Source organism: Microbacterium sp. Kw_RZR3 (assembly GCF_029222405.1).
In the GTDB taxonomy this organism is placed as follows: Bacteria; Actinomycetota; Actinomycetes; order Actinomycetales; family Microbacteriaceae; genus Microbacterium.
On sequence record NZ_JARHXC010000070.1, the window covers coordinates 25,011 to 38,586 of the forward strand.

General features: G+C 68.2%; 13 protein-coding genes. 6 read left to right on the forward strand and 7 right to left on the reverse strand.

Translation table 11 applies throughout. The features are described 5' to 3' along the window. Positions 1–33: 33 nt before the first annotated feature. Positions 34–591 (reverse strand): hypothetical protein, encoded by a 558-nt coding sequence (locus P2P98_RS03715; protein ID WP_275797343.1) that lies wholly within the window; start codon positions 589–591, stop codon positions 34–36. 79 nt (positions 592–670) lie between these two features. Between P2P98_RS03715 and P2P98_RS03720 the strand changes: the two genes are divergently transcribed. Further along, a complete protein-coding gene (locus tag P2P98_RS03720; protein WP_275797345.1) occupies positions 671–985 on the forward strand; it encodes a DUF2277 domain-containing protein in 315 nt (104 codons plus the stop codon). Positions 986–991: 6 nt separating this feature from the next. On the opposite strand, the gene P2P98_RS03725 is transcribed toward P2P98_RS03720, so the two are convergent. Both P2P98_RS03725 and glnA read right to left on the reverse strand, forming a co-directional pair. Further along, positions 992–1,636 (reverse strand): hypothetical protein, encoded by a 645-nt coding sequence (locus P2P98_RS03725; RefSeq protein ID WP_275797347.1) that lies wholly within the window; start codon positions 1,634–1,636, stop codon positions 992–994. Between the two features lie 106 nt (positions 1,637–1,742). Continuing rightward, positions 1,743–3,167 carry a type I glutamate--ammonia ligase gene (gene glnA / locus P2P98_RS03730; RefSeq protein WP_058595647.1) on the reverse strand — a complete coding sequence of 475 codons (1,425 nt, stop codon included), beginning with the start codon at positions 3,165–3,167 and terminating at the stop codon, positions 1,743–1,745. A gap of 101 nt (positions 3,168–3,268) precedes the next feature. Between glnA and P2P98_RS03735 the strand changes: the two genes are divergently transcribed. Next, positions 3,269–3,727: an RDD family protein gene (locus P2P98_RS03735; RefSeq protein WP_058595648.1), complete on the forward strand. Its 459-nt coding sequence runs from the start codon at positions 3,269–3,271 to the stop codon at positions 3,725–3,727. Between the two features lie 40 nt (positions 3,728–3,767). Here P2P98_RS03735 and P2P98_RS03740 read toward each other — a convergent pair whose 3' ends face one another. Continuing rightward, positions 3,768–4,478: a DUF4191 domain-containing protein gene (locus P2P98_RS03740; RefSeq protein ID WP_275797350.1), complete on the reverse strand. Its 711-nt coding sequence runs from the start codon at positions 4,476–4,478 to the stop codon at positions 3,768–3,770. Between the two features lie 122 nt (positions 4,479–4,600). Here P2P98_RS03740 and P2P98_RS03745 point away from each other — a divergent pair, with 122 nt between their 5' ends. Then, positions 4,601–5,695 carry a hypothetical protein gene (locus tag P2P98_RS03745; protein WP_275797352.1) on the forward strand — a complete coding sequence of 365 codons (1,095 nt, stop codon included), beginning with the start codon at positions 4,601–4,603 and terminating at the stop codon, positions 5,693–5,695. A gap of 17 nt (positions 5,696–5,712) precedes the next feature. On the opposite strand, the gene sucB is transcribed toward P2P98_RS03745, so the two are convergent. From sucB to P2P98_RS03760, 3 genes are read right to left on the reverse strand one after another with little or no spacing between them, the layout of a single operon-like run. Further along, entirely contained in the window at positions 5,713–7,431 is a 1,719-nt protein-coding gene (gene sucB / locus P2P98_RS03750) for a 2-oxoglutarate dehydrogenase, E2 component, dihydrolipoamide succinyltransferase (protein WP_275797354.1), read from the reverse strand. A 54-nt stretch (positions 7,432–7,485) separates the two neighbouring features. After that, positions 7,486–8,859, reverse strand: coding sequence for a dihydrolipoyl dehydrogenase (lpdA, locus tag P2P98_RS03755; RefSeq protein ID WP_275797356.1), 1,374 nt, complete (start codon positions 8,857–8,859; stop codon positions 7,486–7,488). Continuing rightward, complete coding sequence (locus P2P98_RS03760; RefSeq protein WP_275797358.1) at positions 8,856–10,316, reverse strand: leucyl aminopeptidase; 1,461 nt, start codon at positions 10,314–10,316, stop codon at positions 8,856–8,858. Before P2P98_RS03760 ends, lpdA begins: the two co-directional genes overlap by 4 nt. Positions 10,317–10,401: 85 nt before the next feature. Between P2P98_RS03760 and P2P98_RS03765 the strand changes: the two genes are divergently transcribed. From P2P98_RS03765 to P2P98_RS03775, 3 genes are all read left to right on the forward strand, one after another. After that, complete coding sequence (locus tag P2P98_RS03765) at positions 10,402–11,328, forward strand: PAC2 family protein (RefSeq protein ID WP_058595653.1); 927 nt, start codon at positions 10,402–10,404, stop codon at positions 11,326–11,328. 250 nt (positions 11,329–11,578) lie between these two features. After that, positions 11,579–12,889, forward strand: a complete 1,311-nt coding sequence (locus P2P98_RS03770) for an RNA polymerase sigma factor (RefSeq protein WP_275797360.1) — start codon at positions 11,579–11,581, stop codon at positions 12,887–12,889. After that, positions 12,886–13,576, forward strand: a 691-nt coding sequence (locus P2P98_RS03775; RefSeq protein WP_275797362.1) for a coenzyme F420-0:L-glutamate ligase, incomplete at its 3' end; no start/stop codon positions are given. The genes P2P98_RS03770 and P2P98_RS03775, both read left to right, overlap by 4 nt.

Below are 13,576 nucleotides of genomic sequence, written 5' to 3' on the forward strand. Positions count from 1 at the left end.
GGCACCTGTGGGGATGCCGGGAGCGTGGAGCCTCTACGCGTGCGACCTGTTGCGCTGCTCCGCTGCTCGCGCTGCGAGATACAGCGGAACGGCGAAGATGAGCAGAACCGCCGCACCGATCCACCCGCTGAGGCCGCGAAGCGCGGGAGCCGCGAACATCGCCGTCGCACCCACGGCCACGAGAACGCCCGCAAGAACGCCGTAAAGCCGCATGCCGTAGAGCGAGATGAACGTGAGGTAGTGAGCGCCGACGATGATCAGCGAAGCGGGAAGGAAGAGCGTCGGCGCCACGCTGCCGAGGGCGATCGCCACGAGCAGTCCGAGCGGAACGGTGAAGGCGCTCTGCATCGCCAAGGCGGCTGACGGGTGCCCCCTCGGAAGGAACGCTGGCCCACCCAGAATCTTCAAGACGAGAGCTGAGAGGGGGAAGATCATCATGCCACCGAGGAACAAGACCGACATCGACAGCCAGATCGACCCCCAGAGAGAGGCGGCCGACGCCGCCGCCCAGATCACGGCCGACACGAGCGGCCCCGAGAATCCGCCCCGATACAGCCGACGCACATCCGCCTGGGCGGTTTCGACATCCATATGGCTCATCCTGGCAGGCCGCGCGCCCCGCGTTGGGGACGCCCTCGCCTCGACGCCGGAATCGTCCTACCCTGGCGCCATGTGCCGGAACATCGTCCCCCTCCACAACTTCACCCCGCCCGCGACGGATGCCGAGTGCCACGACGCCGCTCTCCAGTTCGTCCGCAAGATCGTGGGGACGACGAAACCGTCGAGGGCCAACCAAGAGGTCTTCGATCGCGCGGTGGCCGAGATCGCGGCATCCGTTCGTCATCTTCTCGACGACCTGGTGACGAACGCCCCTCCAAAGGTCCGCGAGGAGGAAGCAGCGAAACGACAGGCGCGCTCCGCCGAACGGTACGAGGCGATCCGCGTGTTCCAGGAGCAGAAGCGGGCGGCGCGGGCGGCGTCCTGACCGGTCTCAGCCTTCGGTGAACCGCTCGAACAGGGGAGTGGCATCCGGTCTTTCGAGGTCCGGGATGCCATCGTCCTCCGGGACCGCGGTGAGCGGTCCACGCAACTGGTCAAGGAGCGCCGTGGGATCGCCGGGCTCGCAGGTGGAGGTCGCGCGAACCTCGAGCACATCGACCACGCCGCCCGATGCACCGGCCGGAATCATGTCGACGTCCAACCGAGACACCTTTGCCTCCGGCTTGCCTGCCACGATCACGGTGTTCTCGATGCCCTCGCCGTAGGTGGGCGACGGAGCGACCTGCCAGCCGTTGTCTGTCATCCACGCTCGGAGATCGGCCATGCGCTGCAGCCCCTGTCCGTCGAAGGAGAAACCCTCCGGCAGGTTCCGGCGCAGGATGAACTCGTATCCGTCTTCGCATCGTGCAGGAATGTCGCCATACTCTCCGACGCGCCACTCTCCGGCGTAGATCTGCTCCTGCACCTCGGCGACGGCGGCCTTGAAGTTGAGGTTCACCGCCTGCGCCCGGGTGAAGCTCTCTTCGCCGGCCGCTGAGCGCGATGGTGCGGCGCCAGAGCCGTCGCACCCGGACAGCAGAATCACGACGGTGATCGCACCGATAGCCAGCGCGAACGGCCTTCGTCGTTCGATCATCGACCCATCCTGCCAAACCCGCGGGCCGCCGTGAGACCGGTCGGACGAACGACGACGCCCGCCCCCACGAAACGGCGGGGACGGGCGTCTTTCAGCGATCAGGCGATCAGACCCCGAAGTACAGTTCGTACTCGAACGGGTGCGGACGCTGAGCGATCGGCTGGATCTCGTTCTCGATCTTGTACTCGATCCAGGTCTCGATGAGCTCCTCGGTGAAGACGCCACCGGCGAGCAGGAACTCGTGGTCGGCGCGGAGGGCCTCGAGCGAGTCGAGCAGCGAGTTCGGAACCTGCGGGATGTTCTTCGCCTCTTCGGCCGGGAGCTCGTAGAGGTCCTTGTCGACGGGCTCGTGCGGCTCGATGCGGTTCTTGATGCCGTCGATGCCGGCCATCAGCTGAGCGGCGAACGCGAGGTACGGGTTACCCGAGGCGTCGGGGGCGCGGAACTCGATGCGCTTGGCCTTCGGGTTCGTGCCCGTGATCGGGATACGGATCGCCGCCGAGCGGTTACCGGCCGAGTACACCAGGTTGACCGGCGCCTCGAAGCCCTTCACCAGGCGGTGGTAGCTGTTGAGGGTCGGGTTGGTGAAGGCGAGCACGGCGGGGGCGTGAGCCAGGATGCCGCCGATGTACCAGCGGGCGATGTCGGAGAGGCCGCCGTAGCCGGTCTCGTCGTAGAACAGCGGCTTGCCGTCGTTCCACAGCGACTGGTGGGTGTGCATGCCCGAACCGTTGTCGCCGAAGAGCGGCTTCGGCATGAAGGTGGCGACCTTGCCCCACTCTTCAGCGGTGTTCTTGACGATGTACTTGAACTTCAGGATGTCGTCGGCCGCGTGCACCATGGTGTCGAAGCGGTAGTTGATCTCGGCCTGGCCGCCGGTGCCGACCTCGTGGTGGGCGCGCTCGAGGATGAGGCCCGCGTCGATCAGCTTGAGGCTGATGTCGTCGCGCAGGTCAGCCTGCTTGTCGACGGGAGAGACCGGGAAGTAGCCACCCTTGTAGGGCGTCTTGTTGGCGAGGTTTCCGCCCTCTTCGACGCGGCCCGTGTTCCAGGCGCCTTCCTCGGAGTCGACCGAGTAGAAGCTCGCGTTCTGCTTCACTTCGTAGCGGACGTCGTCGAAGATGTAGAACTCGGCCTCGGGAGCGAAGAAGGCGGTGTCGGCGATGCCGGTGGAGGCGAGGTACTTCTCAGCCTTCTTGGCGACCTGACGCGGGTCCTTCGAGTAGATCTCGCCGTTGCGCGGGTTGTAGATGTCGAAGACCATGACGAGCGTCTTCGCCTCGCGGAACGGGTCGAGGTACGCCGTCGTCACGTCGGGGATGAGCTGCATGTCCGACTCGTGGATGTTCGCGAACCCGCGGATCGACGAGCCATCGAACAGCTGTCCGACGGTGAAGAACTCCTCGTCGACGGTCGAGGCGGGGATGTTGAAGTGCTGCTGCACACCAGGAAGGTCCGTGAAACGGATGTCGAGGAACTTGACGTCCTCGTCCTGGATGAACTTCAGCACCTCGGACGAATCTTTGAACATGAAGACTCCAGAGGTAGAACATTCGGGATGGGCGGGCCGCGGCTCGCCTCCTCGACCATACCCAGAACCGGTGTCTCGGTCATATCTCGCATGTTTCGGGGATGTTACGCGGACCCGATTACGCTGGGGTCGTGACCGCTGCGACCGACAACGAATATCCGGGCCAGCGGCTCGGCCTTCCCCGCGAGGGCCGCGGCTCCATCGCCCGGCCCGGACGGCGCATCGCCGCCCTGTTGATCGACGTCGCGAGCGCCGGTCTCATCGGCTTCGCCTTCTTCTCGAGCCCCGATCCTGTGACCGGCGTGCCGTTTGCGAATCCCATCGCGACGAACCTCATCTTCTTCGCCGTGCAGATTCTGTTCATCCCGTTGATCGGCGGAAGCCCGGGGCACCGACTCATGGGGATGCGTCTCGAATTGGCATCCGGGGGATGGGTGGGCGTGTGGCGCCCGATCGTCCGCACGATCCTTCTGGCGCTCGTGATCCCCGCGGTGGTGTGGGACTCAGACCAGAGAGGTCTGCACGACAAGGCCGTCGGAACGGTTCTCGTCCGCAGTTGACAGCAGAAAGGCCCCGCCTCGGCGGGGCCTTCCTCGTGGGTCAACGGGGGCGCGGTGCCCGCATCTTGTTCGGGTCGACGCCCTTCGGGATCGGCAGCGAGGCCAGGCCCTGCGAGACGGAGGAAACGCGCTTGATGACGGCCGCCATGGTGGCACGGTCGACCTTCTTCGGCAGCGCCTTGATCCTCGAGGCGAGGTCCTTGATGGCGACCTCGTCCTCGCCGTGACCGACGTAGATGACCGTGATGGGCACGCCGGTGGCGACGCGCTGCACGCGGGCTCGCTCTTCACCCATGAGCCGGGAAAGTCGCGTGCGCGATCCCTCGCCGATGAGGACGACACCGCCGCGGCCAATTGCACGGTAGACCGCTTCCTGCGTGCGGGGGTTCACGCCGATGGGCGTTTCCGACGCCTGCCAGTTGCGGCCGAGCGACGACGACAGGACGTGGCCGGTGGCCCCCGGCATCCCGTCGATCTTCTTGTACATCGCGTGGGTCGACAGGCGCGTCATCGTGATCATTCCGCCCAGGATGCCGGCCAGCAGGCCCGTGAAGCCCCACAGGATCACGCTCCAGACGGCCACCGGCGGGATGAGGAACCCGATCAGCACGCCGAGCGCGGCGCCCACCAGTACGATGCCGGCCAGCGCGAACGGGAGCCAGCGGTACTCCTTCTGCGTGAAGGTGTAGAGCGTGCGAAGCTGCGAGAAGAATCCCGGACGCTTCTCAGGGGTGGTGGTACGAGCGGCCATAGGAACGATTCTATCTTCGCGCGTGACGCCGCCTCTCCTCCCCAGCCGGTCGATGCTCCGCTCTGTCCACGATTGCCCTCGTGAATGCCGCGCGCGGTCGCGGGAAAGCGCACGATCGACGGATGATCGCGTCTGCCGCCCCTCCCGTCGTCGAACGCCTCGACGACTACCTCCACCGCCGCTCACGGAGCGGTCTTCCGCTGTCGCCCGGCGAGGTCGTGACCCTCGCGGTGGGTGTTCTGCGCGGATGCCATCGCGCGGAAGACCGCTCCCATCGAGGCTTCTGGGCGCTGACGGCCCGGGGCTGTCCGACACTGCTGGATGAGGGAGAGGGCGAGGGCGACGACGTCCTGGCCGAGACGGCTCGCGTTCTCGCGCGCCTTGCGGACATGACCGATCGCGACGGACGGCCCCTCGTCGAGCGTGCACGGGACACCGTGTTGACCGACCCTCCCCGCGCCTGGGAGGAGGCGGAACGACGACTCTTCGCGTGGGCCGATCCTGTTCCCCTGGTCCTCGGCCCCCTCGCGCCGATCGTCGCGGCCGACACCGGACCCGTTAGGGCTCCCGCGGCCTCGGCATCCGGCTTCCTCACCACCGTCGATGCGGACGTGGCGACCATGGTCGCCGAAGCCGTGCGCGACGTGCGTGAGAAGCTGCGCCGTGTCCGCCACCTCCGCTGGATCACGTTCGGCGCCGTGGCGGTCGCCACCGCGCTCGTGCTCGGATTGCTCCTTCCGTCCTCCGCACCTGCGTCGATTCCCGCCGGCGATCCCGGCCCGTCCGCCACCACGTGGGCGGACGAAGAGATTCCGGATGCCACGCCTCCGGCGACGCCGACTCCGTCCGGTCATCCGACGGTTCTCGATCTCGGCGGTACGACCCACCTCCTCGACGTACAGACGCGCACACCGGCGCCGTCGGAGACCTCGGCGGACGGGGAGATCGTCGCCTCCGCGCGCGCACTGCTCGAATCGTATGCGGCATGCGCCGGAGAGCCGGGATGCGAGCAGCGGCTCAGAGAGGGTCGAGCAGCCGGCGACGACGAGACACCGATGAACCCGGCCGTCGCGGACATCACCCTGGTCGATGACTTCGGGGGACTCGCTGTCTTCCGTCTGGACGCTGGCGATCGACGACAATACGTGACGCTCGTGCGCGACAAAGACCGATGGCTGGTCCGCGCCGTCAGATCGGGCACGGACCAGCCATCATGAGCCGGTTGCAGCGGGGATCAGATCCCGACGTCTCCCTCGAACTGAGCCGCCTCGAGGCGTGCCTTCACCGCGCCGAGGAAGCGAGCGGCGTCCGCACCGTCGATGATGCGGTGATCGTAGGAGAGCGCCAGGTACACGTACGAGCGCACGGCGATCGCATCCTTGCCGTCGACCGAGACGACACCCGGCTTCTTCACCACGGCACCGAGGCCGAGGATCGCCGACTGCGGCAGGAAGACGATGGGCGTGTCGAACAGCGCGCCGCGCGAACCGGTGTTGGTCAGCGTGAACGTGCCGCCGGCGAGCTCGTCGGGCTTCAGCTTGTTGTCACGGGTGCGAGCCGCCAGGTCGGCGATCTCGCGCGCGAGCTGAGCGATGTTCTTCTCACCCGCGTCCTTGACGACCGGCGTCAGCAGACCACGCTCGGTGTCGACGGCGATCGCGACGTTCTCCTGGGCGGGGTAGACGATCTCGTCGCCCTCGACCGTCGAGTTGATGATCGGGAAGGCCTTGAGGGCCTCGATCGCCGCGATGGCGAAGAACGGCAGGAACGAGAGCTTGTCGCCCGTCTTCTGCTGGAACTCGCCCTTCACGCGGTCACGGAGCGCCGCGACCTTCGTCACGTCGACCTCGACGACGGTCGTGAGCTGCGCGGTGGCCTGCATCGATGCGACGGCGCGTTCGGCGATGACCTTGCGCAGACGCGACATCTTCTGCGTCGTGCCGCGAAGCGGCGACACCTCGACAGGCGCAGGAGCAGACGGAGCAGCAGCCGCGGGAGCCGCCGCCGGAGCCGACTTCGCGGCCTCGGCCGCCTTCAGGACGTCTTCCTTGCGGATGCGTCCACCGACTCCGCTCCCCTTGACCGTGGTCAAGTCGACGCCCTGCTGCTGGGCGAGACGCCGGACGAGCGGGGTGACGTAGGTGACGTCATCGTTGGACGAGACTGCGGGCGCCTGCTCGGCGGGCTTCTCCGCGGCCGGAGCCGGGGCCTCGGCGGGCTTCTCGGCGGCGGGCTGCGGAGCGGGCTTCTCTTCCACGGCGGGAGCGGGCTGCTCGGCCGGCTTCTCCTCGGCGGCCGGGGCGGGCGCGGGAGCCTCGGCAGGAGCGGGAGCACCGCTGCCGATGCGCGCGAGCGTGGCGCCAACGGCAACCGTCTCGTCTTCCTGGACGACGATCTCCTGGAGGGTTCCGGCGACCGGCGAGGGGATCTCGGTGTCGACCTTGTCGGTCGAGATCTCGAGCAGCGGCTCGTCCACGGCGACATCGTCGCCGACGGCCTTCAGCCAGCGCGTGACGGTGCCCTCGGTGACGCTCTCACCGAGCTCGGGGAGCTTGACGTCCGTCGCGTCGCCGGACGACGCCGGGGAGGGCTGTGCGGCTGCTGCCGGAGCCTCGGCGGGGGCAGCCTCCTCGGCGGGGGCTTCCTCCTGCGCGGCAGCCTCCTCCTGAGCGGCGGGCGCGGCCTCGGGCGCGGCGTCCGACGAACCGGCGCCGGACCCGTCGCCGATCTTCGCCAGCACGGCGCCGACCTCGACGGTCTCGTCTTCTTGCACGAGGATCTCTTCGATCACGCCCGAAACGGGCGAGGGGATCTCGGTGTCGACCTTGTCGGTCGAGATCTCCAGCAGACCCTCGTCCTCCTGGACGGTGTCACCGACCTGCTTCAGCCAGCGGGTGACCGTTCCCTCGGTCACGCTCTCGCCGAGAGCGGGGAGGACGACGGAAGTGCTCATGGATATGTCTCCTTCGTACCGGATGCGGTATCTAGCTTAGTGACCGGTTCGTGGTCAAAGTGCGTGCAGGGGCTTTCCGGCGAGAGCCAAGAAGGCTTCGCCGAGCGCCTCGCTCTGGGTGGGGTGCGCGTGGACGAACGGCGCGATGTCTTCCGGGTGGGCCTCCCAGCCCACCGCGAGCTGGGCCTCGGTGATCAGTTCGCCCACGCGGTCGCCCACGAGATGCGCACCGACGACCGGCCCGTCGACCCGCCGGACGATCTTGACGATCCCCGACGTTCCGATGATCTCACTCCGGCCGTTCCCGGCGAGGTTGTAATCGTAGGCGCGGACGGCCTCGGATCCGTAACGATCCTGTGCCTGGGCCTCGGTGAGACCGACGGACGCGACCTCCGGGTGCGAGTAGGCGACGCGAGGGACGTCGGAGTCGGAGACGAGCACGGGAGACAGGCCCGCAATCTCCTCCGCGACGAAGATGCCCTGCTGGAAGCCCCGGTGCGCCAGTTGCAGTCCGGGCACGATGTCGCCTACCGCCCAGACGTGGGCGGCTGCGGTGCGCAGACGTTCGTCGGTCTGCACGAAACCGCGGTCGAGGACGACACCGGCCTCCTCGTAGCCGAGGCCGGCGGTGGCCGGACCCCGGCCGACCGCCACCAGGACGTAGTCCGCCGACAGCTCCGCCCCGTCATCGAGGACCACGGTGATGCCGTGCTCGTCCTGTCGCGCCGAGTCGAATCGCCGACCGAGCCGGAACTCGATGCCCCGCTTGCGGAACGCGCGCTCGAGGGCCTTGCTGGATGCGACATCCTCCGCGGGCAGGAGGTGGGGGAGTGCCTCGACGATCGTGACGTCGACGCCGAAAGAGCGCCAGACGCTCGCGAACTCGACGCCGATGACGCCGCCGCCCAGAACGACGACGCGCTGCGGGACCACGTCGAGGTCGAGAGCCTGCTCGCTGGTGAGAACGCGCCCCCCGATCTCGAGCCCGGGAAGGCTGCGGCTGTACGACCCCGTCGCCAGAATCACATCGGCGCCCCGGTAGAGGTCGGCGCCGACGCGCACCGCCGGTCCGGTCTCGAGGGATCCCTCCCCGCGGACGACGCGAATGCCGCGCGCCGAGATGAGCCCCTCGAGCCCTTTGAACTTCTTGGCCACGATGCCCTCGCGGTAAGCGCGCACCCCGGCCGGGTCGATGCCGGTCAAACTCGCGTTCACGCCGATGTTCGCCGCATCGCGTGCCGCATCCGCGACCTCGGCCGCGTGCAGAAGGGCCTTGGTCGGGATGCAGCCCCGATGCAGGCACGTGCCCCCGAGCTTGTCCTTCTCGACGAGGACCACGTCCTTGCCCAGCTCGGCGAGACGAAGGGCAGCGGCGTACCCGCCGCTCCCACCCCCGAGGACGACGACGTCGGCGGAGTACTCGGTCATCGCGAGCTCGCCAGCAGCTCGACCAGCGAACGAACCGTCGCCGCCGTGACGCCCTTGTCGGTGTACCCGAACGGAGCACCCTTGTTCATTCCCACACCCGCGATGTCGAGGTGCACCCACGGGATGCGGGGGGCGTCGGCCTCGTCCGAGACCCGGCCGACGAAGTGGCGGAGGAAGAGCCCCGCGAAGAGCGAGCCTCCCGCCGGGTCGCCGATCTTGGCGTTCTGCAGGTCCGCGATGGGCGAGTCGAGGTCGTCGACCATGTGCGCCGGGAGCGGCAGCTGCCAGGCGAGCTCCGAGGCACGCGACGCGGCGGAGAGGTACTCGGCGACAGCGTCGTCTTCGCCCATCACGCCGGTGTGCCGGTTTCCGAGCGCGATCGTGATCGCGCCGGTGAGCGTGGCGACGTCGACGAGCAGATCGGGCCGCTCACGGCTCGCGGCAGCGAGGCCGTCGGCGAGCACGAGACGACCTTCGGCATCCGTGTTCAACACCTCCACGGTCGTCCCGTCGAGCGTGCGGAGCACGTCACCGGGACGCGTGGCCCGACCCGACGGCATGTTGTCGGCGATGCACAGCCACGCGCTCACCCGAACGGGCAGGGACATCTCGGCGGCGGCCTTGAGCACCGCGAGGACCGTCGCCGCACCGCACATGTCGTACTTCATGCCGACCATCGAGGCGGCGGGCTTCAGCGACAGGCCGCCGGTGTCGAACGTGATGCCCTTGCCGACGAGGGCGACGTGACGCTGCGCCCCGGTGGGGGAGTAGTCGAGGCGGACGAGGCGAGGCGGGCGGTCCGAGCCCTGACCGACACCCAGGATGCCGCCGTACCCGCCGTCGCGAAGCGCTTCCTCGTCGAGCACCTCGACGTCGACGGGCAGACCGGCGACCGCCTCGACCGCCGCGTCGGCGAAATCGGCGGGACCGAGCCACTCGGCGGGCGTGGTGACCAGATCCTTCACGAGAGCGACCGCGCCCGAGATGGCTGCCACGGCGACGACGTCCTCGTCGGCTGGGGCGTCGGACGAGAACACCGTGACGCGCTGCGCGCGGGTCTTCGGCGACTCCTTCTTGTATCCCGCGAAACGGTAGCCACCGAGGGCCGCCCCTTCGGCCAGCGGCCGCCATGCGGACGGCACCAGCGCCTGAACCGCGACGTGCTCGAAGCCCGTGAGCTGGCGCAGCCCTGCACCCGCCGCGTCGCGGAGGGCGGCGGCATCCGGATCGCTCCCCGCACCCACGACAGCGAGCGGCGTGGTGACCCCGGGCACATGCACCCGCTGGAACGAGCCGGGAGCTCCGGTGAATCCGACGGCCGTCAGAGCGGCACCGAGTCCGTTCCACTCCGCGGGGTCTGCACCTTCGCCCACAGGCTTGGCGACCACCAGAAGAATCGCATCGGCATCGGACTCGCGCAGGGGGGCGCTTGTGTGCGCCACGGGAGGAAAGGGCATGTCGTCCATCCTAGGTTCGCGTGTGTTCGCTAGCAGCGGGACGCTCCGGACCCCGACGTCCGACCCGGCTCGTAAGCTGGGGGGCATGCCGTATTCCGCACCGCTGTACGATCGCGCACCCTCCGCGCCGCCGGTGCCCTCGGGGCTTCCCCTGGTGATCGCGCTCACGGGGTTCACCGACGCCGGCGGGGCCGTCACCCGGCTCGTCGAGTACTTCCGCAACGACCTGGAGCCCCACGCCGTCGTCGCGTTCGACAACGACACGCTGCTCGACTACCGCGCTCGGCGCCCCTTGATCACATTCGTCGAAGACCACCTCAGCGACTACCGGCCGCCGCGGCTCGAGCTGTCGCTCGCCCACGACTCCCTGGGCAGCCCCTTCCTCCTCTTGGCGGGATACGAACCGGACTTCCTCTGGGAAGCCTTCGCCGAGAGCGTCCTCGAGCTCAGCGCCGGACTCCAGGTGTCGTCCGTGACGTGGGTGCACGCCATCCCGCTCCCCGTTCCGCACACGCGGCCGATCGGCACCACGGTCAGCGGCACGCGCTCCGATCTCGCCGAAGCGCACTCCGTCTGGCGCCCTCACACGCAGGTGCCCTCGACAGTCGGCCACCTGCTCGAGTACCGCTTCGCGGAGGCCGGCGCCAAGGTCGCCGGGTTCGCGCTACTGGTTCCGCACTATCTCGCCGACACCGAGTACCCCGCTGCCACCCTCGCCGCCCTCGACAGCCTCACGGTGGCCACCGGACTCGTCTTCTCCGGAGAAGTGCTGCGCGAGGAGAACCGCGACTTCCTCACGAAGGTGACCGAGCAGGTCACCGCGAGCGACGAGCTCACGCGCATGCTGCAGGGCCTCGAGGAACGCTACGACTCCTACATGGCCGGTTCGACCCAGGCGACGCCGATCATTCACACGGGTGATCTCCCCAGCGCCGACGAGCTGGCGGCCGAACTCGAGCGCTTCCTGGCGTCCGGTCCGAGCGACGACGACCGGCGCGGACCCCTCGGCTGATCCCGCTCCGCGCGGTCCGCGCATCCGAGAGCGCTTCTCGCGGAATGTGGGGACGCTCCTCCGCGTTACTACGCATAGATCCCCGGTGCGCGTCAAGTCCCGCGTCGAGGATGTGAGACAATGAAGAACCTGACCCGTTGTCATCCGGTCCAGGAGCCCCGCTCCTCGGCTCCGGACTTGACAAGGGTCTTACTAGTGTCCGAGAACGACCGGCGGCCGTGCAACGTACGTTCCCGGTGAAAGGCGAAACGTGGCAGGCACGAACACCAAGACCCGCTCCCGGAGTGCGAAGGACACCGACCTCGACACTTCCGAGGAGGCCGTGACGACGTCGACGAAGACGCCGGCGAAGAAGGCCCCCGCCAAGGCCAAGGCCACACCGGCCAAGGCCAAGACGAAGGCGAAGAAGGACGACGACCTCGAAGACGAAGAAGAGGTCGACGAAGAGGTCGATGTCGAACTCGACACCGACGACGACACCGACGACGACGACGAGGCGAAGCCCGCGGCGAAGAAGTCCGACGACGACAGCGACGACGACGACGAGACCCCGGCTGCGCCCGCCGAGGCCCTGCCGACCGGCGCGATCGTCATCTCGTCGAGCGACGAGGACGACGTTCCCGTCTACTCGGCGCAGATCACCGGCGCCACGGCCGACCCGGTCAAGGACTACCTGAAGCAGATCGGCAAGGTCCCGCTCCTGAACGCGGCCGAAGAGGTCGAGCTCGCGATGCGTATCGAGGCGGGCCTGTTCGCCGAAGAGAAGCTGTCGAACATGTCGGCGGCCGAGAAGACGAGCCAGCTGGGCCTCGACCTGCAGTGGGTCGCCCGCGACGGTCAGCGTGCGAAGAGCCACCTGCTCGGCGCCAACCTCCGTCTGGTCGTCTCGCTCGCCAAGCGCTACACCGGTCGCGGCATGCAGTTCCTCGATCTCATCCAGGAGGGCAACCTCGGCCTCATCCGTGCGGTCGAGAAGTTCGACTACACCAAGGGCTTCAAGTTCTCGACCTACGCCACCTGGTGGATCCGTCAGGCGATCACGCGCGCGATGGCCGACCAGGCCCGCACCATCCGCATCCCCGTGCACATGGTCGAGGTCATCAACAAGCTCGCTCGCGTCCAGCGCCAGATGCTGCAGGACCTCGGTCGCGAACCGACGCCCGAAGAGCTGAGCCGCGAACTCGACATGACCCCCGAGAAGGTCATCGAGGTGCAGAAGTACGGCCGCGAACCCATCTCGCTGCACACGCCCCTCGGCGAAGACGGTGACAGCGAGTTCGGTGACCTCATCGAGGACACCGAGGCGGTCGTCCCCGCCGACGCGGTGGGCTTCACGATGCTGCAGCGTCAGCTCGAGTCGCTCCTCGACTCGCTCAGCGAGCGCGAGGCGGGCGTGATCCGCATGCGCTTCGGCCTCGGCGACGGACAGCCCAAGACCCTCGACCAGATCGGCGACACGTTCGGCGTCACGCGCGAGCGCATCCGTCAGATCGAGTCGAAGACGATGGCGAAGCTTCGTCACCCGTCGCGTTCGCAGTCGCTCCGGGACTACCTCGAATGAGCGGCGAGGCCAACGCCGGCAAGGCGCTCACCCGCACCGTCGACGGCACGTCGTACGCGCGCATCCCGATCCGCACGCGGGTCGTCATGCCGGGCGACGATCTCGACGCGTTCATCCTCGAGTATGCGAAGGACGCCGTGCAGCCGGGCGACCTGCTGTTCGTCACCGAGAAGATCGTCGCGATCACGCAGGGGCGCTCCTTCAAGCTCGACTCGATCAAGCCCCGCAAGCTCGCGCTCTTCCTCTCGAAGTACGTCACGCGCACGCCTTACGGCATCGGTCTCGGCATGCCCGAGACGATGGAGATGGCGCTGCGCGAATGCGGCACGCCTCGCATCCTGTTCGCCGCGGCCGTCTCGGCCGTGACGAAGGCGTTCGGACGCAAGGGCGACTTCTACCGCATCGCCGGCGACAAGGCGCGCGCGATCGACGGCCCCACCAAGGGCACGATCCCGCCCTACAACCAGGCCGTGGTTCTCGGACCGGAGCGCCCCCGTGAGGTCGCCGCGCGTCTGAAGTCGCTGCTCGGCATCGACCTCGATGTCGCCGTCGTCGACATCAACGACCTCGGCGGCAACATCCTGGGGTCGACGCTCGACAAGGCCGGCGAGAAGCGTCTCGTCGCGATCCTGAAGGACAACCCGCTCGGGCAGGGACACGAGTCCACGCCGCTCGGCATCGTCCGTC